The following is a 26,089-nucleotide window of genomic DNA, read 5'->3' on the forward strand; positions in this document are numbered from 1 at the left end:
CGGCTACGTCACCCCGCTCGAGACCCGGGCCCTGACAGCACAAGTTCTCGCCCCCGCAGCGTAACCACCCGCTGTCCACGCTCAAGGGGGAACTTCAGCGCCGCCCAGGTTGGCGGTGGTGCGGTTCTCGGGCGCGCAGTTTGCGTCGGCCGGTGTCCAGGCTTCGGTCAGGCGCTGGTGACCGTCATAGGTGAAGCACTGGGTGTCGGCTTTGCCGGTGCCTGCGAGGGTGGTGGTGTCGGAGATCTGGGTGACGTTGCCGGCGTCGTCGTAGGTGTAGTGCAGGTTCAGTGCGTCGTAGGCGTGGGACTGGGCGTGGACCTGGGTTTGCAGGAGCCGGTGGGTGCCGTCCTCGTAGCCGTTCTGTACGTCGATCTTCTTTGTGCCGGTTGCTTCGGAGACGCCGAGTTGGAAGGTGGAGACCTGGGCGAGGTCGGTGTAGGTGGTGTTCAGGACGATGCCCTTGCTGCCGCCCGTGAGGGTGGTGGGCAGGCCCTGGCTGGAGTAGCCGTAGGACACTTTCTCCGCAGCGAGCCCGCCGGCCGCGGGTTCCTCGGTGTACTGCAGGGTGCCGTCGATGTTGTAGTAGCTGGAGAATTTCAGTGTGCTCGAGGCGAGGGCCTTGGAGGTCACCAGCGGGTCGTCGGACGGGAGTGTGAGGCTGGTCCCTGTGACGTTGTAGCGGCTGTCGTAGGCCGTGACGCTCTGGGTGTACGCCTTGCCCGTGGCTCCCCCCAGGTACCGGGTGGAGGAGGCAGGTTGGCCCTTGCCCGCGGAGACGGTGTCGTAGGTGAGGTGGGTGAGTTTGTTGGCGTCCGTCTTCTGTGCGGCGAGTACCGTGGCGTTGGTCAGGTCCGCGTTGGTGGTCGTCGTCCAGGTGTCGGTGAGGCGACCGAGCACGTCGTAGGCGGAGACCACTGCCTGCCCGGTGGACGCTTTGGTCCAGGCCACTTGGTCGAGTGCGGTGTAGCCGGTGGTCGTGGTGCCTGTGTCGGGGTCGCTCGACATGGTCTGTCGGCCGTAGAGGTCGTAGTTGTAGGACCAGGCGGCGCCGTCGGGGCCGGTGATGGTTTTCTGCTGGCCGCCGGGGGTGTAGGTGAAGCGGGTGCTGGTGTAGTTCGCGCCCACGCCGCTGCCGTATTGGGTGTCGGCGGGCGAGGTGCTCGCGTACTGGCGGGTCTCGACGGTGCGACCGAGGGCGTCGGTGATGGTGCGGGCCGCCGAGCCGCCGGACACGCTCGTGGTGGCGGTGGAGTCACCGGTGTAGGTGGTCGTGGTCTGCCACTTCTGTATCCCGCCGACCAGGAACGTCGTCGTTGTCGGTCGTCCGGCCGGGTCGTATCCGGTCTTGGTCAGGCTGGGTGTTTCGCCGTACTCGGCCTGGGTGTACGTGCCGGAAGGGTTGGCGGTGTCGAAGATGTCCGCGTAGGTCTCGTAGGCCAGACCGCGGCTGTCGTAGCGGGTGTCGGTGAGGATCCGGCCGCTTGTGGCGCCCGGCGTCTGGGTCTGGATGGCGCGCAGGAGGGAGTCGTAGAGGGTGTAGGAGGTGGAGTAGGTGTCGCCGTCCGCCTTCAGGGTGCCTGTGGAGGTCCAGGACGGTGCCGTGTTGGAGAGGGAGTAGCCGAAGATGTAGCTGGCACTCTGCTGGCCGGCGTGGCTTCGGTTGGGCAGCCATACGGCCGTGGCGCGACCCAGCGCGTCGTACTGCGTCTCTGTGATGCGGTTGTTCGGGTCTAGGGTTTTGGTGGGCTGGCCGCGCGCCGGGTCGATGTAGGTGTAGGTGCTGTAGTTCTTGGCGTTCTTCGTCTGGGTTCGGGTGACCGGGCCGGTGTCCTCGGGGGTGTAGGTCACCGTGGTGGGATTGTTGTCTGCGTCGGTGGTGGTGCTGGGCCGGCCCAGCGTGTCGTAGGTGGATTTGCCGACGGTCCGCCAGGTGGAGGGATTGCGTTCACCGCCGGAAGCGGTGGCCGGGTAGGCGGAGGCGCGGCCGGTCCAGGTCGCTTCGCCCTTGGTCGGGGTCTGTGCCGTGGTCCATGCGGTGGCGCTCGCGTTGTCGTAGACGGTCGCGGTGTCGGAGATGACGTCGCCGGCGGAGGCTGCGTTGGACGGCAGGGACAGGTCGGCTTCGCCGACCGAGCAGGCCTTGCCCACGGTGCGTTGGCGGGATGCCAGGGAGTTGATGCCGAGGCTGTCGTTGCGAGCGTACCAGGTGCGGGCGCAGGTCTCGTCACCGGTCTTGGCGGTGTCGCCGGTGTTGTCGGCTTTCACTGCCATGCCGTAGTCGTCATAGGTGGTGGTGTTGGCCGCTGAGCGCCAGGACTGTTTCGCGGTCAGGTAGGCGTGGGTGGTCGTCTTGCCGGTGCGGACGTAGTAGGCCTCGGTGTCGGCGTACGACTTGTGCTGTGTGGCGGTCTTCTTCGACCAGGGGTCGTTGACGGTGACCGCGATGGGGGTGCTTCCGTTGTAGGTGATCTGCTGGCGCAGGAAGCCGGTGTAGGGCTCGCTGTCCTTCTGGTCCGGCACGTTCAGGCCGTCGAAGCCGATGCCCGCCACCGTGGCGCTGCGGCGGGCGTCGGGGTCGAGGGTGCCGTCGGCTTTCAGGAGGCGATCGCCGTCCATGCCCTGGAGGTACACGGAGGTCACCTTGGAGAGGTTGGAGCCGGTTCCCTGGGTGGCGGTGACGGTGCGGTAGCCCTGCCAGATCGACCAGGTGCGCTCGTCGGCCGGGGTGAAGGGCGAGTCGTTGTAGTGCCAGGCCGGGGCGGAGTAGGTGTAGTGGCTCTCCATGGTCGCGCCGTGGCCGGTGGGATCGCTGGTGACCACGTCCGTGACCCGGTACTTGTGGAACCAATCGATCGAGGCTTCCTTGGCCCCGTTGATGTGCCAGTACTGCGGGTAGCAGGACTTGGTGTTGTCGTCCTCGGCCGTCGGCATGTTGCTGCCGCGCACACATTCCTGGTCCGTGAGCGTCACGTCGGTGATCGCGCCGGTCTCCGAGGTGACGGTGCGGATGCGCGGCTTGGTCAGCGGCAGGATGTCGTCCCGGTCACCGTCCACGCGGTTGGGCCGCATGTCGTAGGTGAAGGTCACCGGGTCCAGGCTGATCGCGGTGCCGTTCTTGCCGGTGTGCTTCAGGCTCTTCAGCGTCAGGGTCTGGTCGGTGCTGTCACCGATGTCGCCGCCGTCCAGGTACTGCTGGGTGAGTTCCCAGGTGTCCACTGCGGCGAACGCGCTCGTGGCGGCCGACCACACATAGGTGTCGATCTTGGCCAGACGTTTGCGGCTGAAGAACGCGGGGCTGGTCGCATCGCAGTCGGCGTTCGAGGCGCAGATCGCATCGAAGGGGACGTCCGGCCAGTTGGGGGCTGTGGAATCCTTCAGTTCGGAGCAGTCCGAGGCCGTGCAGCGTTCCGCGTAGGAGAACTCGACCTTGCCCGACGTCACACCGGAGAACAGCTTGTCGGCGCGCTGCCCGTAGAGGATTTTGGTGAGGTAGCCGCCCCGGGTGTAGGAAGCGGTGGCGGTGTCCGCGTCGTTCTTGGCGTAGGAGTTGGTCTCCTTGGTGTACCAGTAGGACATGGCGTTGTCGTGCAGGTCCTCGACGTAGTCGAGGTTCCACCGCCATGCCTGGGTCACTGCGCGGTCGGCGAACGTGCTGCCCTGGTCGTAGCCCGGCTCACCGGAGTCGTCACCGAATACCGGAACCGTCCATACCGAGTTGGTGCGCTCGGTGCCGGCTCCGGGTAGTTTGTTCAGCCCGAAGACGTAGCGGCTGCCGTCACCCGTCGTGACGATCCAGTGCTCGCCGTTGTTGTCACCGTTGTCGGCGCCGGTCGACAGCGTCACCGTGGAGGCGTCGTCGTTCTTCAGCCGCCACTTTCCGCTGGTGTCGTCCTTGACGAGTTCGGATGCCTTGCCGTTCAGGACCAGGCTGGCGTTGTCGAACTTCCAGCACAGGTCGAACTTGTCCTCCTGTCCGTCCTTGTTGCACGCTCCGTAAGTGCGCTCGACATACGAGCTCGAGGAGAGGTCGAAACCTTCACCGACCTGCGTGGACTGGTTGTTCGTCGACGCTGTCTTGCCGTCCACCGAGCCCGAGTCATAGCCGAGCGACAGGGACGGGGAGGGGCCGGCGGCCGGGGGGACCGTCATCGGGTAGGACCAGGTGAAGGTGCCCGACGATCCCCCAGCCGCCCATGTGGCCGACGGAGAGAGCTGGGTGGCCGCGTAGGTGCCCGAGCCGGAAGCGGATTCGCCCGAACTGGTCGCGGTCAGCGCCAACACGGTGGGGGCGGTGGCCGACAGGGTGACGGTGCCGGTGACGGCCTGGGCGGAGATGTCGTTGGTCGACGCCACCTCGGTGGTGGTGCGGCACTCGGTCTTCTGCGGTGTGGTCAGGGCGCACTCCGGCAGCCTGACCAGGCCCAGGCGGCCCGACCAGCCACCGCCGTACGCCGAGGCGAAGTCACCGTAGTCCACGCTCACGTCCGCCGCGCCGGCTTGTGACGCCTCGGCCGACAGCACGACACCCTTGATCCCGAGGTCTGTCGCGGCTTGGTGGCCCCATACCCGTATGCGTGCCTCTTTTCCGGGCAAGGACTTCGCAGTTTTCGAAGCCTTGGCGGTGTTCGGGGCGGTGACGGCGACCGGCAGCCCGCCTACCGGCGTGGCCGACGCCTTGCCGGCGGCCATCACGGTCACATGGCCTTCGCCGCCTCGGGGCCACGTCACCTTCTGGTCTCGCTTCGCGTCATCCGCCTGGGACGCGTTCTTCTTCCGCGCGGCGGCAACGTTTTCGCGTTGTGCCTTGGCGGCGAGCCCGGTCACCGCCTCCGTCCTGTTGACCTTCCGTTCCCACAGCGGCTTCAGCCGGGACGCCCCTTCCGCGGCCTGAGCCACAGGGGTCAGCCCGCCTCCGGTCACTGCGATCGCTACGATCAGAACCAGCGCCGCTTTGGTCCGATCATGCCAACGTCGTCGACGCGGCATCCGCCTTCCGAACACCAACAACCCCCATCAGGGTTCCGGAACAACTCAGATTGATCAGCGGCTTCCACATATGGGTGCCGCGCCGTGCAAAATGTGGGTGCAGCCGGTGCCCGATGCTGTATTGAGCGTCCGGCACCGGCTGCCGCGCCGGGTCAGCCGGACACGTCGTCGCCCTCGTCGTCCTGTGCTGCGCCGACCAGTGGTCCGACCTGGTTCTCCTCGGCTGCGCCGACCCAGATCCTGATGTCGGTGATCTTGCCCGGCAGGTAGTGGCTCCACGCCTTGTTCACGAAGCCCTTGCCGCCGGCGAACTCACCGGACCCGATCGCCGCGGTGTAGGCCGTGTCCACGCCATTGCGTGTGGAGGCGAGGTAGAGCCGGATCGTTCCTTCCTGGGCGTCGTACACCCCGGTCAGTCGGACCGCGCCGCTGGCTGCCGCCTCGTCGGATTCGACTGCGGTGAAGGATCCGTCGCTGTTGAGGCGGCCGAAGCGCCAGTACCCGACGGGCCTGTTCGACAACTCGCCGCTTTCTTCGTCGATGTACTCCTCGATGCCGGTGCGCTGGTACCACAGCCCCCAGGCCGAGCCGTCCGCGGTCCGCTGGCCCAGGACCTGGGCCGTGTATCCGTCCGGTTTGGTGCCCAGGGCCTTCGTGTCCAGTTCGACCTCGGTGGTCACGGTGAAGGACTCCCGGTCGTCGACGACCGGGCCCGGCGTGGTGACGGAGCTTCCGGCATCGTCCAGCACGATCGCGTCGTCGGTCACCGACGCTCCGCCGCTCAGCTGCAGACTTCTGCCGTAGCCGCTGACGGTGTCGGTGAGGGCGGCGGTTCCGGTGCTGCCCTGGGGCTGCCAGGCCGCCACGAGTTCGACGGCCCGCGCGGTCTCGTCCGCGTTCAACAGCTTGGCCACCTTGGCCACCTCGGCGTCCGGCAGGACCGTCTGGTAGGCGGCGACCTCGTCGACGCGGCCCTTCCAGTAGTTGTTGAAGGCACCGGAGGTGGTGCCGGCACGGCCGATCTGGAACTTGCCGTCGACCGCTGTCGCCCGGCCCGCCTCGGGAACCAGAACCGGATCACCCTGGCGCTTCCCGTTCACGAAGAGGCTCAGGGTGTGCGCCTCACCGTCGTAGACGCCGGCCAGATGGGTCCAGGCCTTCAGGGTGATGCCGGGCGTCGCATCGGCGTTCGCACCGATGTATTTGCGCGTGCCGTTCTCGTACCAGTGCATCAGGAACACCCAGCGGCCGATGCCCGGCGAGTAGTAGAGGGAGATTCCCTTGCTGTCGCTGCCGGTCTGGGAGAGCACCGTGCGAAAGGACCCGTCGTCGGTCGGGTACGCCCAGGCCGAGACGGTGAACGAGGACTGTGTGTTGACCACGGGCCCCGACGCCTCCGCATAGCCGGTCTGCGAGGAGGTGCTGGCGGTGTCGTTCAGCCACAGCGACCGTCCTCCCTCACCGGTTCGGGAGAACGTCGACCAGCCGGCCCCGCTCTCGTGCAGGGTGAGGTTGTGCCGGCTTCCCGGCGCCGTCCCCTTGTCGGCCGCGGTGGTGGACCCGGAATCGGGGGCGGCGTCGTCGAAGTGCCACAGGCCTGAGGGGCCTTCGCCCTCGGCGACGTTGAACCGGATCGCGGTGGTCTCGCCCGACTGGCCGCTTCCCACACTGTCCACCGCGCGCACGTACAGGACCTGCACGCCCGAGAGCGCCGGTTTGATGGACCGGGTGACCGAACTGGTCGCCGACACCTTCGTCCAGGATTTGTCGGTGGCGAGCTTGTACTCGAACGCGACGATGTTGGCGTCGGCGGAGTTCTTGGTGAAGGTGAACTGGCCCGCCGTCCCGGGACCGCCGGTCGCCGCGCCGCAGCCGTCACTGTCAGCGGGACACACCGTGTACACCGCCCCCGCTGGAGCGGTGACCGTCGGCATCTTGGGACGGGTGGAGTCGATCGTGAAGTAGCACCAGCCCTTCGTCGTCACCGTGCTGTTGCTCTCGATCGAGTTCGCACCGCTGTTGTAGTAGGAGCGGGTGAACACCGCCATCCGGTAGGGGGTGTTCTGTGCCAGGGTGATCGGCGAGTCCAGGCTCACCGTGGCGTTGTCCCCGACATAGCCGCTCGACGGGCGGACCGGCTCGGTGGCCACTACCGTCCACCCGCTGGAGGTCTTCTGCTGCACGTAGAAGTGAGCTCGCAGGCTCGCCCCGCTCTCACCACCGGAGGCCGCCTGGACCTTGGCGCTGAACCTGGGCGTCGGATCGGAGACCCAGGCCGGGTCCGACGCATTGGTCTCGCAGGAGGACGCGATGCTCGGGCTGGTCGGCACGGCCGGCAGCCCGACGTAGGTGACGGCGAGGACTGCGTCGTTGCGGAACCGCTTCCATGCCGAGGCGTCGGTCTCGTCCTTGGCCTTGAGCATCAGCGTCAGGCGCGAGAACTTGCCGTCCGCGAAGTTCTTCACGGTCGGGGTGAGGTTCTCGTAGCTTTCGCTCGGGTCGTCGTTGAACTCGATCGGCGCCGCCGGAGTGTCCGGGTCGCAGGACGAACCGCGTCCCGCGGACACGTTCCGGTCACCCACCAGGTCCAGATGCGTCGGGCGCGACGCCCACGTCGTGGACGAGGAGATGTTGTTGGTCCGGTACAGCTGGATCCAGCGCGGACTGCACTGGAACGCCCACGGCTCGGTCACCCGGAACGTGGCGTCCAGGACCCGCTTGCCCTTCAGCTTGTCCGGTGCGAACTCGAAGTAGAGCCGCTGCGTGTACCCCGGACCGCAGTGGTAGCCGCCCCATGTGCCGCACTTGCCGATACCCTTGCCCAGGTCATCGTCGCCGTTGCCCCACCCGTAGGACTCGTACCCGTCCGACCGCAGCAGGGTGCGCTCCGCCTCGCCCCAGGATACGGAAGGGTCGATGTACAACGGGAAGTGCTCGGCTTCGGTGCCGGTGAGCATGTCAGCGTCAGGTTTGACCGTGAGCGAGTCCTGGTCCGCCGACACCTGCATCGCCTTGACCGTGGCCCCGGGCGCCGGCTCACTGCCTGACCCGCCGTCCCCTGCCTCCTGCGCAGATGCGGCTACGGAGGCCGCGGCCCGCGCGGTTTTACCCGACGCCTGAGTGGTGCCACCCGTACCTGTCGAGTCCCACATATGGGCCCTCGGCGCACGGAACACCCAGTTGCCGTCCTCGTCGACAGCGTTGTAACCACCGCTGTTGTTCTCAACGACGCTCAGCCCGGATGCCTTGAGGGAGTACTCGACCTGCTGCAGTTCTGGCTGGGCGGCCGCCTGCGGCGTCTTGACGATCAGCACGTGCTGAAAACCCTCGGTGGAGGCAGTGACCTTCAGGTCCACGTCGTCCAGCACGCCGCGATACAGGGCACTCGTCCCGTCCAGCTCCGGCTCCGGCAACCGACCGGGCCAGCCAAGCGCGAGAGACCTGCCGTCCTTGTCAATCCGCACCAGCGGATCGTCAGAGCCGCCACCGGAGAACTCCATCGCCACAGCGGCCGCCTTGGGCGCCACCCTCCCGTCCGCCTGGCGTACCAGTGTCGCGTCCGGAGTCTGCCAGCCCCCGTCAGCCGTCGCCGCCCGGACCGGAACCGCCGACTGCTCCAGCGTGAACGTGGACCCGTCCGGGTTGGCGTACACGGTCGTGTCCTTCGACTGCTGCCCCACCACCTCGACCCGCTCGCCGGTCTCGCCGGCCTTCTCCAACGCCTGCTCGGCCTCACTGCGATCGGACGATGTTTCTGGCACCTGGGATGTTCCGGCCCATGGAGCTGCCTGCACTGTCACGGGCAGTGGCCCCAGCAGCAACGCGGCAGCCGTCACCACTACCAAACCGCCCGACCCACCACGTCTTCGTGCACGCACGCGCACCAGCCCCACCCCTCTTTACATATCGAGCGCTCATGCCCACCCCGCAAAAGCCGTCACATAAAACACCAAGATTCTGCACACCACAAGAATCACAATGCGCGAAATGGGAAATTTTCCCGGCGGTGCACCAATTACATCCCCACAGCAAATGGCCCTCGCGGCGCAAAAACCATCCACTTAACCAATTGAGAATGAAATAAAGGTGAACTAGTGAATGCCGAACGGCGAACGCGGCTCCCTTTGCCGCAGGGAAGTCCGGCCGCCGACCAGCCCTTATGTCTGCAACTCGTCCTGGGTGAAGGCGTACGGGTGCGCCGCTGGGACCCGTAGACTTCCCCACAGAAGCGCTTCGAGCACCGGCAGACATGCGAGACACACAGCCAAAGAGACGCTCGTAAGCGAGTTTCTGCCAGCCGACAGGAAGTCAGGGTTTCATCCGGTAGGGCCAGGAGGTCACCCATCGGCGCAACCGTGGCACACTCCTTCTTCGATCGCGGGGGATGAGGCCCCTGCGGCCGGGGAGGGGACAATGATGAGCAGGATAAAGTGGGCAGCTGCGGCTACAGCGGTCATCGCGCTCGGGGCCACGGGCTGCGGCACGAGCGGCACCGAGACAGCCCCCGCTGCGGCGCCGGTGTCGCCGCGCCCCCAGGGCACCGGACCGCTCACGAAAGAGGTCGTGCGCACCGACCTCGACGCCTCGACTGCGGACGCGGGCATTCCGGCGAACAGACCGGAATACGCCCGCGGGTACGAGGACGCGCCGGCCGACTCCCAGCGATCGTGCGCCGTCGCCTTCATGGGCATGCACACTGAGACCGACCCGGTCGACGAGACCCACTTCAAGGCGCTGATAGGTGAGCTGCGCGAACGTGACTGGCAGCAGCCCCGGCAGCAGGAAAACAGCTACGCAAACGACGGAGCGCTCGCCTCGGCCCAGGTGGTCCTCAAGCAGCGTGGATGGACCGTGGTCGCGAGGTACCAGCTCGCCTCGGCAGGCGGAGGGATCACCCTGACGGCCCTCGACGAGGCATGCATGAAAAAGCACGACGCCGACGCGGATCCGCTCGCCTGACAGGCCACCCTCGCGCGGCCGACGCCCAGGTCGCGATCGCCTTCGGACGCTCGATGGGTGGAAAGACGTTCATGATGAGCGTCAGCGTGACGGTCGGCACGACGCCGACCCCACTCCCCCCCTCAACATCACATTCCTGCTGCACGCAGCTGAGCTGTTCGACAGTGAGCCGCAGGTCGGTGTCGACGGCTTCGGCCCCTCTGTATGGCTGTGGTCCGGGGCCGTACTTGGGCGCAGGAGTGTGACCCGCCACGGATTGCCGTGTCCCAAGGTCGCCGCCCTGTTGCACATCCTGGCGAAGTTCTCCCGCCTGAAACTCTCAGGCGAGACCTTCGACTGGCGCGCGACCAGGGCATACCTGCTCTCGCTGCGCGTGCCCTGAACTACCGGTACCGCCGCCAAACCGCCCTCCACCCATGAAAATCACGATCTACGGCTGGAGTATTAACCCTTCAGTTGGAGATCGACTGCGCCGCTGCAGTTCGGGGTGGTGGCCGGACGGTGGCGTGGTTGTGGTGTCTGCGGTGGCAGGCGCGGGCTATGGCCTGGTGGCAGCGGCGCCAGTAGGACCGGCCCCGGCCGGAGTGCCGGTGCAGCAGCGGTAGACGGGTTTTGGGTGGGCAGCTGGAACGCCGATGCCGTCCGCGACGATCTGCCACCTGCACCGCAGGACATCGCGTCACCGGCGGCGTCCTCGCCATTGGCGAGACCGGCTTCGTATGGCAGGGCACCGCCTCGACGAACGTGCAATGGCAGTACACCCGCACCGAGGAGCCTGTCCACGAATGGCTGTCAGAGTTGATCTGCGGAGTTGCTCTGCACAGATGTGAGACGAGCTTGCAGTTGCCGGAGTGTGCGTGCAGGTGTGCCGGGTATCGGTGCCGTGACGTCATCCTGTCCGAGGGCGACATCAAGATCTACAAGCCTGCTGTCACCGATTCGGCAGTGACCGTACCGGTAGCCAGCACCAACCAGGGCAGGAAGAAGGCGTTCTACGACGTCAAGCTGAGAGTCACTGGCTCCGGAGGCTTCGATGCTGAACTACGGGTCACTATCAAGGGGGCCGGACTCACCCCATAGGCGTCCTGGCCTACCGAACTTACCGCCACTGATCCGGGTAAGCAGGTCCCCGCAAAGCCAGTCATCACCATTGAGGACATGGATAAGCAGGTTTACGGCGTCAGTTGAGGGGCCGTCAGCTGGCACAGACTTCCCATCCCTGGCAGAACGAGCGAGGCGTCCGGGGCCTCGACGATCGTCACTATGACGGGGCGCGACGGTCAGCGCGCGTCAGCGTTGAACCTGGCGATCTTTCCCGACAGCTCCGCGAGCGACTCGACGCGCATCGTCGTGATCGCGTCCGCTTCCGGATCATGCTGCTGGATCGTGCCCCAGGGACCGCGCCGGATCAGGGCGGTCAAAAGTCCCGCCTGCACGGCCGGGCGGATGTCGTTGTCAAGCCGGTCGCCGACATAGAGAGTCTCGCCCGGCTCGGCAGGCGCCGCCTCGACGACGCGCTCGAAGAACCTCACATCCGGCTTCGACACACCCCAGTCATCACTGGTGGCGATCATGTCGGCAGGAAGATCCAGCCCCCGCAGCAGGCCGCCAGCCCGCACGGTCTGGTTCCCGGCGATGCCCACCCACAGCCCCGCCCCGCGCAGGGCGGCCAGCGTGGGCCGCACGTCCGGGTAGAGGTCGTCCTCGCCGAACCACTCCGGCTGCCCGGCGGCCGCGCGCTTCTCCCGCTCCTCGATCAGGTCGAATCCGGGCCGGAACTCCTGGAACGTCTCGCGGTAGTCACGACCCTGCGCGATGACCGCCCCGAACACCGCCGCGAAGGTGTGCCGTGGTACTCCCAGCCAGTCGGCCCACGTCCCGTACTCCCGGGTCTCGTCAACAAGACACTCGCCCACGTCGAACACCACCGCACGGATCATGCTCCGCAGATTACCGAGGACGTCAGCCAGTCGTCGCCCGATTCGGCACCCGATTATCACAGCTCGCATGGCTTCCATTACAGAACGTCACGCCGCGAAATGCAGGCTGCATTTATCAAAAGCGGTACTCGAAGCGGCGTCTCATGGCGCGGGGCGGTTGCTTGCAGCGGCCCCATACCCACGGGTGAGCACAGGCGCTGAGTTGCGCGATGACGGCACGGGCGGCCCGGTCGACCTCGTCGGAGTCGACGAAGAACTGACCCGCCAGAACGGCCTTTGCCAGGTGACGGAGTAAAACACAGGCTGAAGTCACCAGTCACAAGCGCCACTGCAGCACCCGCCAGCAGAATCCCACATTTCGCCCGACCGTACAGGGTGCGAGCTCAGGGTTTTCGAGTGACAGATGTCAGACGTCGCATGCTGGAGAAACGCGCACCCGGTGAGCAACAAGTCGACATTCGAATTCCGGAAACGACTACTTATGCCCCGAATTGCATAGGCGACCGAGTTCACCGCCCTGGGACGTCGACGGGCTTCTCCGTAATCTTGCGGCCACACGTACGCATGACCGCAGCCGGGAGACAGCGGCCATGTCACACCGTGTCGTAGGGGAGACAACGTGACGCACACACAACGCCGCTCCAATGGGCTGCGCCCGATGACCGCCTCCACCCGGCGTCTGGCCGCCGCGCTGGCCGCCGCGGGCAGCCTGACAGCGCTGGCCAGCTGCAGCGGCGACATGGACACGGATGCCGTGCCGTCCAAGACCAGCTCCAACACAGCAGCCAGCTCCCCCGCTCCCAGCGCCACGGCCGACCCCGAGCATGAGGCCGTCCTAGCCGCCTACACCCGCTCGTGGGAGGAGCAGACGAAGGCCTATGCGCAGGCATCCTCCGACGGCACCGACCTGAAGCAGTACACCAGCCTCAAGGCCCTGGCCCTGGTCGAGAGCGACCTGTCGGCCATGCGCCGGGCCGGGCAGATCGCCACCGGGAAGCCGATGATCCACCCGAAGGTCGCCAAGGTGAGTGACGCCAAAATCCCCAAGGCCACCGTGTCCGACTGCGTCGACAGCACCAAGTGGACGCTGATCGACAAGGACTCCAGGAAGAAAGTGCCGCTGCCCACCGAGCGGCTCACCAAGTACGTCAGCACCGCCACGCTCGAACAATGGGGGTCGAAGTGGATGGTCACGCAACTGACCGCACAAGACCGCACCTGCTGACCCGACGTCTGGCCACGCTCACCGGCGCGCTGATCCTGGCCGCCGCCGGCACTGCCCTTGCCGACGCCGCCCCGGACATCGACGCAGGCCACTGCCAGGCCATCCGGTTCTGCGTCGGTGTCGGGGTCGGAGGCGGCACCGGTCCGCACGGCGGGCAGACCGCCGCTTCCGGCACGGGCGGCGGGGACAGCACGGTGAAGTGCACGCTGACCAAGGTGGATCCGAAGCCGCCAGCCGACCATCCGGCCTGGAACGGCGCCGACCCGGACAAGAGCGATCTGTACTTCCGGGCCTGCACCGACGGCGGCACCGCGAATCCCGACGGGTTCGTCGTGGTGGGCGAGGGCGAGGACGTGCCGCAGGTGAACCCCCGCGAGCTGGCGCAGCGTGCGGTGGACTCCATGACGCTGCTGGGTCCGGACATCGCCAGCCCGCGCCCGGCCGGCCGCTACACGGTCGGGGTGCCGATGTGGCTGTGGGTGAACCAGAGTGCGACGACGTACGGGCCCAACACCGCCTCCGCGTCGGCGGGCGGGGTGACCGTGACGGCGACGGCGAAGGTGTCCAAGATCGTGTGGGAGATGGGCGACGGCGCCACCGTGACCTGCACCGGCCCGGGCACCCCCTACTCGGCTGCTGCCGGGATGAAGGAGTCGCCGACCTGCGGGCGCCGCTACACCGCCTCCTCCGCCGGCGCGACGGGCGGTAAGTACGCGGTGCGTGCGACGTCGACGTGGACGATCGACTGGCAGGGCGGCGGAGCGGCCGGCCAGCTCACCGAGGTCCGCCAGTCCGAAGTGCAAGTGGCCGTCGGTGAGCTGCAGGTCGTCAGGTAAGAGCCGCCGGAAGGACAGAACGTGAGCACAACCAAGGAACAGATCACCATGCCCGGCGCGCACGACGTGGCCGCACAGGCCCGCACGGCGGGCCCGGTGGCGCCGCCGCGGGTGTCCGCGCGCAGGCGCCGGCCCGGGGTGATCGCGCTGTCGCTGGCGCTGATCGCCGCCGGTGGCGCCGGGGTTGCCGTTCTGCTGCTGCAGGTCAGCGACCGCACCCAGGTGGTCACCGTCGTCCGCAACGTGCAGGTGGGCCAGGTCCTCACCGAACAGGATCTGGGCCAGGCCTCCCTGGCGCTGGACCCGGCCGTCAAAGCGGTGCCCGCCGGGGAGCTGGAGACGGTGGTGGGCAAGCGCGCCGCCGTGCAGCTCACGCCGGGCTCCCTGCTGGCGCCCTCCCAGGTGACGAGCAGCTCCCTGGTCAAGGCGGGTGAGCAGCTGGTGCCGATCGGGCTGAAGCCGGAGCAGATCCCCGCCACCGCCCTGGTGCCGGGCCAGAAGGTGCAGCTGGTCCACGTACCCGCACAAGGCCAGAGCGACGCCGGCGCCGGCGCGGAGGCGGGCAGCGGCGAGGCGTCCGGCGACCAGGCGCAGACGATCGCCGGGCGGGTGGTGAAGGCCTCCCCCACCGCTCCGGGCACGGGCGTGGTGGTGGTCGACGTCGCCACCGCGGCCGATGACGGGCCCACGGTGGCGGCGTGGGTGGCGGCCGACACGCTGCGTCTGGTCCTCGATGCTCCGGACGGTTCCTGATGGCGGTGATCGCGCTGGCCGGGTGCAGCGGTGCGCCCGGGGTGACCACGAGCGCGCTGGCGCTGCTGTTGTCGTGGCCGCTGGAGCCGGGGCGGCGGATGATCCTGGCCGAGTGCGACCCGGACGGCGGTGCGGTGCTGCACGGACTGCTGCAGGGCACACTCGGCGACCGCTACGGGCTGCGGAATCTGTCGGTGGCGGCGCGCACGGGCGAGTTCGGCCCGGCGTTCTGGCGGCAGCTGATCGACCTGACCGGCCAGGACGGCACCCCGCAGCCCGCCCGGGACCGGCTGCTGCTACCCGGGATCACCGACTTTGCGCAGGCGGCAAGCCTGGGATCGGTGTGGAAGGGGCTGGCGGTGACGTTCCGCGGCATCGAGGCCGAGCACGGGCACGACGTGCTGGTCGACCTGGGGCGCCGCGGGGCGTTCGGCCCGTCCGGCATCCTGGCCGACCAGGCCAACAGTGTGCTGGTGGTGGTGCGCAACACGCTGCGCAGTCTGCAGGCCGCCCAGAGCCGGGTGAGTGCGCTGGCCGAGCGGGTCGGCGACGTCGGCCTGGTAGTCGTCGACGCCGGCCCGTATCCGGCCGGCGAGGTGCAGCGAGTGCTGCAGGCGCCGGTCGTGGCCACCCTGCCGTATGCCCCGAAGGACGCCGCGGTGCTGTCCGAAGGAGCCGAGCAGCCCAAGCACTTCACCAAGACCCCGCTGATGAAGGCCGCCCGGACCGCCGCGGCCCTGCTGGTACAGCGCACTGCAGTGCGTAAGGCCCGGCTCGATCCGCGCAGCGCACCGGCCACAGGGGCGGGGGTGATCAGCCGTGCGCGGTAGGCCCCTGCACACCGACCCCACCGTGGCTCCGGCCCCGCCGTCGACGCAGCAGGTCCGGCGCGCGGCCGCGCACGCCACACCGGCGGGTGCCGCCTCAAGCGCGCAGGCGCTCGGCGCCACGACGCCACAGGTCACCGTGGACTACAAGGTGGCCCGGCACATCGCTTCCCAGGTCGCCAAGCAGCGCGAGGAACTGCTGAAGACGCACCCGGACATGGACCGGGCCAGTGAGGAGCAGCGCTGCCTGGACTGGATCAACGAGGCCGTCGCGGTGTGGTCCGATGCGCAGGCGATGGCGCCGCAGCAGGACGCGGCACTGCGGCGGGCGGTGTATGACCTGCTCTACCGGGCGGGGCGGCTGCAGCCGTACCTGGACGATGAGCGGGTCGAGGACATCATCATCCAGGGCCCCAACGAGGTATGGCTGGACTACGGCGACGGCCAGCGGCGCCGGGTGGGGCCGATCGCGGACTCCGAGGAAGAGCTGCTGGAACTGCTGCGGGAGCTGGCCCGCTCCTCCGGACACAGCGAGCGCACCATCTCCACCGCCCACCCGACGCTGGCGCTGTCGCTGCCGGACGGCTCCCGGCTGCAGGCCATCACCGGCCTGGGCCCGACAACATATGCGGTCATCCGCCGGCACCGCGTCGTGCACGCCACCCTCGACGACCTGGTACGCCTGGGCACCATCGATCCGGTCCTGCGCGAGTTCCTCGGCGCGTGCGTGCGCGCGGGCAAAAACCTCATGATCGCGGGCAAGCAGAAGGCCGGGAAGACCACCCTTCTGCGGGCGATGCTCAGGGAGTTCGACCCGGCGGAGCGGTTTGCCACCATCCAGAGCGAGGACGAACTTTTCGCCCACGCCAACGGCTACCACCAGCAGGTGGTGTCCCTGATCGGGCGGGAGTCCAACGGCGAGAAGGATGCCACCGGGCGCGGGGCCGGCGAGGTGTCGCTGCTGGACCTGCTGCACCCGGCGCTGCGGATGTCGCTGGAGCGCATCGTGGTCGGCGAGGTGCGCGGGCCGGAGGTGGTGGCGATGCTGCAGGCCCTGACCAACGGCTCGGGCGGCAACCTGTGCACCATCCACGCCCGCCGCCCCGACATCGTCTTCGACCGGATCGCGGAACTGTATGCGCTGGCGCAGGGCAACCTGTCCGAGCATCTGGCCTACCGGCAGATCGCCAACGGCCTGGACTTCATCGTGTACGTCGACATGACCGATGAGACGCAGATCGGCGGCCGCCGCCACCGCTACGTCTCCCACGTACTGGAGCTGACCGGCATCGGCGAGTCCGGCCGCCCCGCCACCAATGAGGTCTTCTCCCCCGGCACCGAGGTCGGCGAACTGCGCGCGGTGCCGCGCATGGACCCGGCCTGCATCGACGACCTGCGCCGCGTCGGCTTCGACTCCAGCCTGCTGCAGTACCCCCACGGCGCCTGGCCGGCCCCGCTGCCGCTGAAGGTGGGGGCGGGCCGGTGACTCTTCTGTGGGCCTTGCTGAGCGGCATGGCCGTGGTCGGCGGCGGAATCGGCATGGTCGTCGGTGTCCGCGGCACCACCGCGCCGCGCCGGGCACCGTTCTGGCAGCGGTGGCAGGTTCCGCACGCGGGCGGAGAGAGGAGTGCGGATGCACGGCTGCGGCGGCGCACCCGGGCCGTCACGGCGCTGCTGGTGTTCACGCTGGTGTGGCTGATCTCGGGGAACTTCGTCGGCGGCGTACTGCTGGGGGCGGCGGTGGTCGGGGGGCCGTGGCTGATCGCTCCGGCGCAGATCGCCCAGGCACGCATCGGACAGCTGGAGGCGCTGAGCGAGTGGACGCAGCGCCTGGCCGGGCTGCTGCGTCTGGGCATGGGTCTGGAGCAGGCCATCATCACCAGCCGCCAAGGCGCACCGGAGGAACTTGGCGTGCAGGTCGGCACTCTGGCGGACCGGTTGCGGCTGGGCTGGCGGCCGCAGGAGGCCCTGCGCGCGTTCGCCGGCGAGCTCGACGACATCACCGCGGACAAGGTGGTGGCCGCGCTGATCCTGTCCGTCAACGACCGCGGCCCCGGACTGGCCCAGGCCCTGGAGGACCTGGCCGGCACGGTGCGCGAGGAGGTTGCCAAGAAGCGCACCATCGAGGCCGACCGGGCCAAGCCGCGCACCACGGTGCGGTGGATGACGATCATCACCATCGCTGTGGTCGTCGCGGGATTCTTCGTGCCCTCCTACACCCGGCCCTACGCCACCCTGCTCGGCCAGCTCGTGCTGGCCTTCTTGACCGCCGGGTTCATCGGCGTGCTGGCCCTGATGCGGCAGCTGGGCAACTTCCGCCGCATCCCCCGCTTCCTGATCACCGATGCGACCAGCACCGTACTCCTGCCCGGCGCGCCCGCCGCCGCTGAGGAGCCGGACCGGAGGCTGGAAGGAGCCGAGTCGTGAACGTGTTCCCCGTGGTGCTGATCGGCGGCACTATCGGCGCCGGTCTCGCGTTGCTCGTGCGCGAACTGCTGCGCCCGCAGCCGGCGCTGGCCGTGGCGCTGCAGCGCACCCGCCCGGGCGCGCTGGCCCTGTCGGAGCAAGAGCCGGAGCTAAACCGTGAGGAGCGGTGGGGTAGATGGCTGCTGGCCCGCCTGGAACGTGTGCCCGGGGTGCGGGTGCCGGCCACGAATTTGACCCTGCTCGGGCAGCAGCCTGGGCAGTTCATGCTGAAGAAGACCGCGCTCGCCGCGCTCGGGCTGCTGTGTCCGGTGCTGGCGACCGTGCCGTGGATCGTCGCCGGCGTTTCCTTGCCGTTCTATGTGCCGGCGGTGGTCGGGCTGGTGGTGGCGGTGCTGCTGTTTGTCACGCCCGATCTCGCCGTGCGCGACCAGGCCACGCGGGCGCGCGAGGAGTTCGCACACGCCTTGTCGGCCTATCTGGACCTGGTCGCGCTCAAGCGCGCCGCCGATGCCGGCCCCGCCGAGGCGCTGGAGAAGGCCGCTGCCGTCGGGCGGGGTTGGCAGTTCGTGTATCTGCAGGGCGCGCTGCGCCGGGCCCGGCTGGAGAAAATCCCGCCCTATCAGGCGCTATCAGAACTGGCTGCGGAGTACGACCTGCCGGTGCTGGACGACGTCGCCGACATCATGCGCGGCTCGGCCACCGACGGCACCGCCGTCTACCAGGCCCTGCGCGCCCGCACCGCCGCCCTCAACACCGAACTGCTCACCGCCCAGGCCGCGGAAGCCAACACCGCCAGCGAGAAGATGACCACCCCCGGCGCCCTCCTCGCCGTGCTGGTCATGCTGCTGATGGCGTTCCCCGCGGTCATCCGCATGCTCACTGTCTGACCACCCGGCGCGGTCTTTCCGCGTTCTCGTATCCCTGCTCCGGAGGCACGACCATGACCTACCTCGCCGCCCGTACCCGCCGCGCCGTGCTCGCGCTGACTATGCGGCTGCACGCTGGCGTCACCGAGGCTACCCGCCGGCCCGACCGCGGCGACATCAGCGTCACCACCGTCATCATCTGGGTCGCCGCCATCACCGGCGCCGTACTGATCGCTGGCACCATCGGCGTGGTGATCGCCAAGTACAACGGCCAGCTCAACGGCCTGTGACAGAGGGCTCATGTCGATGACTGCTCAAGTTCGGTTCGCCCGTTGGAGGCGGTGGCGCCGCTGGCGTGAGGACCGCGGAGAGAGCGCGGTACAGATGGCGATCATCTTCCCGTTTGTGCTGCTCGCCACGATCGCCGTGGTGCAGGGGGCCATGTGGTACTACGCGCGGCAGATCGCGGTGACCGCGGCCCGCGAGGGCGTCAGCGCCGCCCGCTCCTACCAGGCCACCCCCGGTGACGGTGCGGGCCGGGCGCGTGAGGTGCTGGCCCGCACAGCCGGGGACAGCCTGCGCGGCTACCGCGTGTCCACCGCCGGCAGCGACGGCCAGCGGGTGCGGATCCAGGTGAGCGGAACGGCCCAGTCGATGATTCCGGGCCTGCCGGGTCTGAGTGTCAGCCAGTCCGCCTCCGGGCCGGTGGAGCGATGGACCGTTCCAGGAGAGTGAGCCAGGTGCCAGACACAGCTCGGCGGGCGCGCCGGTTGCACGACGATGAAGGCAGTACGGCCGTTGAGGCCGCCGTCATCCTGCCGGTGCTGGTCATGTTCCTGTGTCTGGCCCTGGCCGGGGGCCGCATCGTCACCGCCGGGGCGAAGGCTGACGCGGCCGCCGAGGACGCAGCCCGCGAGGCCTCCATCCACCGCACCGCGGCCGCCGCTCAGGATGCCGCTCATGCGGCCGCCGCCGAGTCCCTCTCCGACCAGGGCATCCAGTGCGCTTCCAGCACCGTGGTCGTGGACACGGATGGGCTGGCGGTGCCGGTGGGCCAGGTCAGCACCGTCACCGTCACCGTGCACTGCACGGTCTCGCTCGCCGATCTTCTGCTGCCGAGCATACCGGGCGCCCGCACCCTGGAATCGAGTGCGACGTCGGTTGTGGATCAGTACCGGCAACGGGAGAGCTGATGCTTTGTCACTGCTGGCGGCAGCGTCGAAGGCGGCTCGGTGACCGGGGCGGTGTCACCGTCTTTGTTGCCGTGTGTGTGGTGGCGCTGCTCGGCATCATCGGCGTGGCCGTGGACGGCGGCGGAAAGCTGCGGGCCACCGAGCGCGCCGACTACCTGGCCGGCGAGGCCGCCCGCGCGGGCGGACAGGCCATCGATCCCGCCCGGGCGGTCACCGGCCAGGCCGTGGTGGCCGACCCGCACGATGCCCAGGCAGCCGCCTATGCCTATCTCGCCTCCGCCAAGGTCTCCGGCACGGTCGTCGTCGCCGGGGACGGCACCACCCTCACGGTCAGCGTCACCGACTCCTACGCCACCCGGTTCCTGTCCGTAGTCGGGATCAGCCGACTCGCGGTGACCGGCCATGGCACGGCAACCCTCCTGCACGGCGTCACCGCTCCCGAAGGAACCTGATGCGCACCTCTTCTGCCACCTCTTCCCCCGCCGCCGCATCTACGGCCATCCGGCTACTGAAAGCGGTGGGCAGTCTGCTGGTGCTGGCCGGCACGGTGGTCGGATTGCCGCTGCTGCTGGCCTGGGCCACCCCCGTCATCTGGGCAAGCAGCCACCAGGACCTGGTGCACCTGCTGGACCGGCAGGACACAGGCAGCGTGTTTCTGCTGCTGCTTGTCGCCGTCGGCTGGCTGGGCTGGGCGCAGTTCACGCTGTGCGCCGTGCGCGAGCTCCTCGCGCAGCTGCGTGGACGTGCCTGGCGGGCCCCGCGCGAGCTGGGAGCCTCCCAGCGCGTCGCGGCCGCGCTCATCGGCAGCATCCTGGTACTGCTGCCCGCCCACCCCGCACTGGCCTCCCCTGCCCACGCAACCCCATCCTTGAGCGCCACAGCAGTACCCGGACAGCAGCCAACCCAGACTAAGCAGCCGCAGCAGGAGACGGCCGCAGCCCCAGCCGCCGACACGGCGCAGGACCGCGGAATTTACACCGTGCGAGAGGTTCGGCCGGCGGAGAGCCTGTGGAGCATCGCCGCCCAGCGGCTGGGCGACGGCGAACGGTGGCGCGAGATCGCCGAGCTGAACGAGAGCCGCACCATGAGCGACGGCGCCAGGTTCCATGCCAGCAGCTTCCTGCAGCCGGGCTGGACGCTACAGATGCCCCAGACGACCGCTGACCCTACGGCGGGAACGGCCCCAGGAGCGCGGCCGCAGCTGGAGAAAGCCACGGCCGCATCCGAAGGCGGCACGCACATGGTCACGGTGAAGACCGGCGACAACCTATCAAAAATCGCCAAAGAGGAACTCGGAGACAGCGGGCAGTGGCCGCAGCTCTTTGCAGCCAGCCGCGACACCCAGCAGCCCGACGGTCTTCCCCGTATCAGCGACCCCGATGTCATCTACGCCGGCCAGCAGGTCACCGTGCCCGGCCCGGCATCCGACAAGGACGATTTTTCGCAAGAGGACAGCCGGGTCCGCAACTCCAAGGGGCAGCCGACTGCGCCCCCGGCTGACGAAGACCCACAGGACGCGCAAGAGCGGCAAGATGGGCAGGGGGACGGCCACGCAGGCGAGCGCGCCCCTGCGCCCGCGCCGAGCCAGTCGACGACGCTTGCTTCGCCGTCGGTCCCGACCAGCGAGCCCAGCAGTATGCCGAGCCAGACATCCCGCAGCGCTACCCCGGACCAGGAGCAGCACGAGGCCCCGCCCGCAGCGCCTGGCGCGGGCACCCGTACGCCGGGGCCGACCGCACCGTCCGCATCCGATACCGCCTCTCCGAACGCTGCGACGTCACAGGCCCCCGGCGAGCAGCCGGCCAGCGACCTGCCGGTGCGTACCGTTCTGGGTGCCGGGGCGCTGCTGGCAGCCGCGATCACCGGGGCGCTCGCGCTGCGCCGCCTGCTGCAGCGCCGCCGCCGCAAGCCCGGCCAGATGATCGCCATCGCGCCGGCGACCGCACCGGCGGAGGCGCAGCTTGCGGCGGCCGCCGACTCTGAAGGAGCGGTTCGTTTGGACTGCGCTTTGCGCACCCTGGCCTACCTGGCCGCGCATGACGGCTGGGACACGGTGCCCGGTTTGCGGGCTGCCCGCATCAGCGCCCGCACACTGCAGGTGCTGCCGGAGGAGGCCGCACAGGAGCCCTGGCCGCCGTTCACGGCGGGCGAGGACGGATGGTGGCTGCTGCCCGCCGACGCCGACCTGCTGCCCGAGGATCAGGCGCGCGAGGTGCCGACGCCATATCCGGGGCTCGTCACCCTGGGCAGCACCACGACCGGCGACCTGCTGCTGGCCGACCTCGCACAGGTGCCCGCGCTGCTGTTGGACGGCGACCCGGCGCACATCAGCGAGGTGTGCACCTCGCTGGCCCTGGAACTGGGGATGAGCCCGTGGGCCCAGGACATGGAAGTGATCACCATGGGGTTCGGTGAGGATCTGCCGCATCTGCTGCCGACCTGCCGCATTGCTCACATGCGGCAGGCCGAGCATGCGCTGCGCGATCTGAGCGAGCGGCTGCTGGAGGCGCAGCAGCTGTCCGACAGCGCCCGTCAGCCGTATCTGCTGCTGTGCGCGGCCAGCCTGGAGGCGGACATCGCCTGGCAGCTCGCCGACGTCATCGACGCAGCCCGCCGGGCCGGCCGCGTGCCCGTCACCCTCATCGCACCCGCCCAGGCGGCTGCGGCCCATTTTCCGGAGGCGGAGGTCCTCGATGCCTCCAGCACCGCACCGCAGCAGGTCGATCTCCTCGGTGCCGAGATCGTCCTGCAGCGGCTGGAGCGGAGCGCGTACCAGCAGATCGCCACGGCCCTGGCGATGTCCGGGCAGCCCGCCGAGGACGCCGAAGGACCCTGGCGCGAGGTACCCGCCGAACTCGCCCATACCGGCCCTGCCGAACCATCTCCGACGCCGGAGAACACGGGCGACACTGACAGCCAGGCTGCGCCGCCAGGAGCCGTGTCCGATAATTCAGTTATCACCGGTCCGACGACGGGCGCAGACCACGAGGGTGATCACGTGTTCCCGGCGCTGCTGGCGGCCTCCGCCGATCCGTCCGCGCTGCGGCTGCTGCCCGCCGAGCCGGACCCCGGCTCGGTCGATGACGCTCCCCGTGCCACCGGCCGGGCCGCGTCTCCAGCCCGCACGGCACCCTGTGCTGTGACCTCGAAGGCTGTGGAAACGAAGCTGGAGCCAGAGCCGGATGCGGACACGGGCGGAGAGGACCAGGCGCACGATTTGCATGCGCCGGAGATTCGGGTGCTGGGGCCCATCGAGGTGGACCGGATCGGTACCGCCGGCCACGGTCCGCGCCTGGCGCAGCTGGCTGCGCTGCTGTATTTCCGTCCCGGGCGCCTGGCCGACCAGGTGTGCGCCGACATGGACCCGCTCAGCCCGTGGTCGGTGGCCACCCTCAACAGCCGTCTGCGCGGCCTGCGCCGCGTCCTGGGCAACGACCCCTCCGGCACCCCCTACGTGCCGCGCCGCCGCAGCCTCGACGACCCCTATCTCCTCTCCCCCGCCGTGCGCTGCGACTGGGACCGCTTCCTGCAGTTGGTCGAGCGTGGTCTGGCACAGGGGCCGGACGGCCTGCCCGATTTGGAGAAGGCCCTGGGACTCGTGCGGGGGCGGCCGTTCGGCACCCAGCCGCTGCCGTGGGCCGAGCCCTACCAGCAGGAGATGATCACCCGCATCGTCGATGTCACCCACACCGTCGCCACCTACCGCCTGCCGCTCGGGCCCCACCACGACCTCAGCCGTGCCCGGCGGGCCGTCGCCACCGGGCTCGAGGTGGACGAGACAGCCGAGGTGCTGTATCGGGCATGGATGCGCATCGAGTGGGTGGCCGGAAACCGGGCCGGGCTGCATGTGGTGATCTCCCACGTACAGCAGGTCAACCAAGCACTCGACTGTGATTTGGAGACCGAAACCGAGCGCCTCATCAACACGCTCCTCAACAGCAACCGCAGGACACAGGTACCTGCGGATTCCACGGGCCATAAGCAACCCCGCAGGCGCGGGGACGACGGAGGGGTGCAGGAGCACACGGCCTTGACGTAGGGACTACCCCCGCAGGCGCGGGGACGACCTCAAGCTCGGCCTGTCCGGGGTTGGGGACACCGGGCTGCCCCCGCAGGCGCGGGGGCGACGAGGCCGCCGTCCTCCTGCCAGCGTTGATCATGGGACTACCCCCGCAAGCGCGGGGACGACCCCGTACGGGCCATCAGACTGGCGAAGTCCTCGGGACTACCCCCGCAGGCGCGGGGACGACGTCTCGTCGGCGGTCACGCGGTTGGCCACCTCGGGACTACCCCCGCAGGCGCGGGGACGACCACCTGCTGGACCGGCAGGACACCGGGGCGGTGGGACTACCCCCGCAGGCGCGGGGACGACTGGGCGACGGACGTGGAAGTGATCACCGTCGGCGGACTACCCCCGCAGGCGCGGGGACGACGCGCAGGCTGCTCTCGACGCCAGGCGCCGCCGGGGACTACCCCCGCAGGCGCGGGGACGACCGCGGCACCTCGTACATCCCGGACAAGAACGGGGGACTACCCCCGCAGGCGCGGGGACGACCTGGTGCAGCTCGCGGACACGTTCATCCCGGCGGGACTACCCCCGCAGGCGCGGGGACGACGCGCCGTGACTGCCGTCGTGACGGCTGGTCCAGGGACTACCCCCGCAGGCGCGGGGACGACCGCTTTTGTGGGGTGTGCGGTAACGGGTCTGCAGGACTACCCCCGCAGGCGCGGGGACGACTCCCCCGGCGTCCCCGACTGATCCCGCACACGCGGACTACCCCCGCAGGCGCGGGGACGACATCGTCGCGCATCTGGCGCTGTCGCGGGCGCGGGGACTACCCCCGCAGGCGCGGGGACGACAAGAGGAACCAGAAGCGGTGACTCACGAGCAACGGACTACCCCCGCAGGCGCGGGGACGACCCGGCCCGGCCCCGGCATCCGTGGGTCCCGCGCGGACTACCCCCGCAGGCGCGGGGACGACTGCGGCCGACCGCGCGCTCAGCACTACCCCCGCAGGCGCGGGGACGACGCCCAGGCCCAGGCCGCCGCCTCGGTGTAGCACGGACTACCCCCGCAGGCGCGGGGACGACCTGATGGCCGCCGACACCCGAATCCTGGAGACCGGACTACCCCCGCAGGCGCGGGGACGACTCGCCTCGGCGGCTGAACAGCTTCTCCAGCTGGGGACTACCCCCGCAGGCGCGGGGACGACCACACCGTGGCCTCTCCGGACAGCCGGGGGGAGGGACTACCCCCGCAGGCGCGGGGACGACCCGCGGCACCGGTGACGCGTGATCAGTACGGAAGGACTACCCCCGCAGGCGCGGGGACGACCGTCCTGATCGACGCCGAACGCGTGCTGAACAGGGACTACCCCCGCAGGCGCGGGGACGACGAACGGGCAGCGGGTCCGGGGTCGGCCATGGCGGGACTACCCCCGCAGGCGCGGGGACGACGCGGCCTGGAGTTGCGGGTTCTTCTTCCGCGCCGGACTACCCCCGCAGGCGCGGGGACGACTCCAGGCCGCGCCGAACAACTCCGCTGACGGGGGGACTACCCCCGCAGGCGCGGGGACGACCACGGGCTCGTCCCGGCGCACGCGCTCGGCCTCGGACTACCCCCGCAGGCGCGGGGACGACAGCACCACGGCGTCCGGGCACTCCGACCAGACCGGACTACCCCCGCAGGCGCGGGGACGACCTCCAGCAGCTCCGGGCGGACGTGCTCACCGAGGGACTACCCCCGCAGGCGCGGGGACGACGTCGGACGACGACACCGAGGGCCGCCTTTTCTAGGACTACCCCCGCAGGCGCGGGGACGACTGACGGCGGGCCCGTCCCGCCGTCGAGGCCCTCGGACTACCCCCGCAGGCGCGGGGACGACCCGGGCGGGGGAAGTCGCATGACCGTCGACAGGGGACTACCCCCGCAGGCGCGGGGACGACTCCCACGGCCAGGGGCAGCGCTCCCCGTTCTCGGGACTACCCCCGCAGGCGCGGGGACGACATGCCGGAGGTGGACCGATGAGCGCGGAGATGCGGACTACCCCCGCAGGCGCGGGGACGACACTTCCT

The 26,089-nt window shown here is 69.4% G+C and carries 20 protein-coding genes and 1 CRISPR repeat array; of the genes, 14 read left to right on the top strand and 6 right to left on the bottom strand.

All coding sequences use genetic code 11. The features are described 5' to 3' along the window. Positions 1 to 81: 81 nt before the first annotated feature. On the bottom strand, positions 82 to 4,989 hold the full coding sequence (locus IE271_RS32630) for an RHS repeat domain-containing protein (RefSeq protein ID WP_190194098.1): 4,908 nt from the start codon (positions 4,987 to 4,989) through the stop codon (positions 82 to 84). A gap of 152 nt (positions 4,990 to 5,141) precedes the next feature. After that, positions 5,142 to 8,750: a LamG-like jellyroll fold domain-containing protein gene (locus tag IE271_RS32635; RefSeq protein WP_229919703.1), complete on the bottom strand. Its 3,609-nt coding sequence runs from the start codon at positions 8,748 to 8,750 to the stop codon at positions 5,142 to 5,144. Positions 8,751 to 9,552: 802 nt separating this feature from the next. Here IE271_RS32635 and IE271_RS32640 point away from each other — a divergent pair. The 3 genes from IE271_RS32640 (at position 9,553) to IE271_RS32645 (ending at position 11,028) form a co-directional block, all read left to right on the top strand. Further along, a complete protein-coding gene (locus tag IE271_RS32640) occupies positions 9,553 to 9,948 on the top strand; it encodes a hypothetical protein (protein WP_190194099.1) in 396 nt (131 codons plus the stop codon). Positions 9,949 to 10,204: 256 nt separating this feature from the next. Beyond that, positions 10,205 to 10,330, top strand: a complete 126-nt coding sequence (locus IE271_RS43435; RefSeq protein ID WP_268256247.1) for a hypothetical protein — start codon at positions 10,205 to 10,207, stop codon at positions 10,328 to 10,330. Positions 10,331 to 10,560: 230 nt separating this feature from the next. Then, positions 10,561 to 11,028, top strand: coding sequence for a hypothetical protein (locus IE271_RS32645; protein WP_190194100.1), 468 nt, complete (start codon positions 10,561 to 10,563; stop codon positions 11,026 to 11,028). A 200-nt stretch (positions 11,029 to 11,228) separates the two neighbouring features. Here IE271_RS32645 and IE271_RS32650 read toward each other — a convergent pair whose 3' ends face one another. After that, complete coding sequence (locus tag IE271_RS32650) at positions 11,229 to 11,888, bottom strand: HAD family hydrolase (protein ID WP_190194101.1); 660 nt, start codon at positions 11,886 to 11,888, stop codon at positions 11,229 to 11,231. Positions 11,889 to 12,507: 619 nt separating this feature from the next. Here IE271_RS32650 and IE271_RS32655 point away from each other — a divergent pair. The 11 genes from IE271_RS32655 to IE271_RS32705 are packed head-to-tail and all read left to right on the top strand — an operon-like array spanning position 12,508 to position 20,467. Beyond that, complete coding sequence (locus IE271_RS32655; protein WP_190194102.1) at positions 12,508 to 13,113, top strand: hypothetical protein; 606 nt, start codon at positions 12,508 to 12,510, stop codon at positions 13,111 to 13,113. Next, positions 13,059 to 13,949: an ATP/GTP-binding protein gene (locus IE271_RS32660; RefSeq protein ID WP_229919704.1), complete on the top strand. Its 891-nt coding sequence runs from the start codon at positions 13,059 to 13,061 to the stop codon at positions 13,947 to 13,949. The genes IE271_RS32655 and IE271_RS32660 overlap by 55 nt, the downstream gene beginning before the upstream one ends. A gap of 21 nt (positions 13,950 to 13,970) precedes the next feature. Then, a complete protein-coding gene (locus IE271_RS32665) occupies positions 13,971 to 14,702 on the top strand; it encodes an SAF domain-containing protein (RefSeq protein WP_229919705.1) in 732 nt (243 codons plus the stop codon). Further along, positions 14,702 to 15,532, top strand: a complete 831-nt coding sequence (locus IE271_RS32670; protein WP_190194103.1) for a CpaE/TadZ family protein — start codon at positions 14,702 to 14,704, stop codon at positions 15,530 to 15,532. Before IE271_RS32665 ends, IE271_RS32670 begins: the two co-directional genes overlap by 1 nt. Next, on the top strand, positions 15,522 to 17,015 hold the full coding sequence (locus IE271_RS32675) for a TadA family conjugal transfer-associated ATPase (protein WP_190194104.1): 1,494 nt from the start codon (positions 15,522 to 15,524) through the stop codon (positions 17,013 to 17,015). Before IE271_RS32670 ends, IE271_RS32675 begins: the two co-directional genes overlap by 11 nt. Further along, positions 17,012 to 17,956 (top strand): type II secretion system F family protein, encoded by a 945-nt coding sequence (locus tag IE271_RS32680; protein ID WP_190194105.1) that lies wholly within the window; start codon positions 17,012 to 17,014, stop codon positions 17,954 to 17,956. Before IE271_RS32675 ends, IE271_RS32680 begins: the two co-directional genes overlap by 4 nt. Further along, the gene (locus IE271_RS32685) at positions 17,953 to 18,843 is read left to right on the top strand and encodes a type II secretion system F family protein (RefSeq protein WP_190194106.1); all 891 of its coding nucleotides are present in this window, start codon (positions 17,953 to 17,955) and stop codon (positions 18,841 to 18,843) included. Before IE271_RS32680 ends, IE271_RS32685 begins: the two co-directional genes overlap by 4 nt. Before the next feature lie 53 nt (positions 18,844 to 18,896). Then, complete coding sequence (locus tag IE271_RS32690; protein ID WP_190194107.1) at positions 18,897 to 19,112, top strand: hypothetical protein; 216 nt, start codon at positions 18,897 to 18,899, stop codon at positions 19,110 to 19,112. 16 nt (positions 19,113 to 19,128) lie between these two features. Next, positions 19,129 to 19,557, top strand: coding sequence for a TadE family protein (locus IE271_RS32695; RefSeq protein WP_190194108.1), 429 nt, complete (start codon positions 19,129 to 19,131; stop codon positions 19,555 to 19,557). Continuing rightward, complete coding sequence (locus IE271_RS32700; protein WP_190194109.1) at positions 19,536 to 20,015, top strand: TadE family protein; 480 nt, start codon at positions 19,536 to 19,538, stop codon at positions 20,013 to 20,015. The genes IE271_RS32695 and IE271_RS32700 overlap by 22 nt, the downstream gene beginning before the upstream one ends. Beyond that, positions 20,015 to 20,467, top strand: coding sequence for a pilus assembly protein TadG-related protein (locus IE271_RS32705; protein ID WP_190194110.1), 453 nt, complete (start codon positions 20,015 to 20,017; stop codon positions 20,465 to 20,467). Before IE271_RS32700 ends, IE271_RS32705 begins: the two co-directional genes overlap by 1 nt. Positions 20,468 to 20,520: 53 nt before the next feature. Here the strand turns inward: IE271_RS32705 and IE271_RS43645 are convergent, their stop codons facing one another. The 3 genes from IE271_RS43645 to IE271_RS43660 all read right to left on the bottom strand — a co-directional run bounded on the left by IE271_RS43645 (position 20,521) and on the right by IE271_RS43660 (position 23,895). Further along, positions 20,521 to 20,847 carry a hypothetical protein gene (locus tag IE271_RS43645; protein ID WP_308435228.1) on the bottom strand — a complete coding sequence of 109 codons (327 nt, stop codon included), beginning with the start codon at positions 20,845 to 20,847 and terminating at the stop codon, positions 20,521 to 20,523. Between the two features lie 945 nt (positions 20,848 to 21,792). Then, complete coding sequence (locus tag IE271_RS43655) at positions 21,793 to 22,878, bottom strand: hypothetical protein (protein WP_308435229.1); 1,086 nt, start codon at positions 22,876 to 22,878, stop codon at positions 21,793 to 21,795. 87 nt (positions 22,879 to 22,965) lie between these two features. Next, the gene (locus IE271_RS43660) at positions 22,966 to 23,895 is read right to left on the bottom strand and encodes a hypothetical protein (protein WP_308435230.1); all 930 of its coding nucleotides are present in this window, start codon (positions 23,893 to 23,895) and stop codon (positions 22,966 to 22,968) included. 98 nt (positions 23,896 to 23,993) lie between these two features. Next, positions 23,994 to 26,082: direct repeats of the CRISPR family, unit length 28 nt; unit sequence GGACTACCCCCGCAGGCGCGGGGACGAC. Positions 26,083 to 26,089 lie beyond the last annotated feature (7 nt).

This window comes from Streptomyces minutiscleroticus (genome assembly GCF_014650875.1).
GTDB classification, from domain to species: Bacteria; Actinomycetota; Actinomycetes; order Streptomycetales; family Streptomycetaceae; genus Streptomyces; species Streptomyces minutiscleroticus.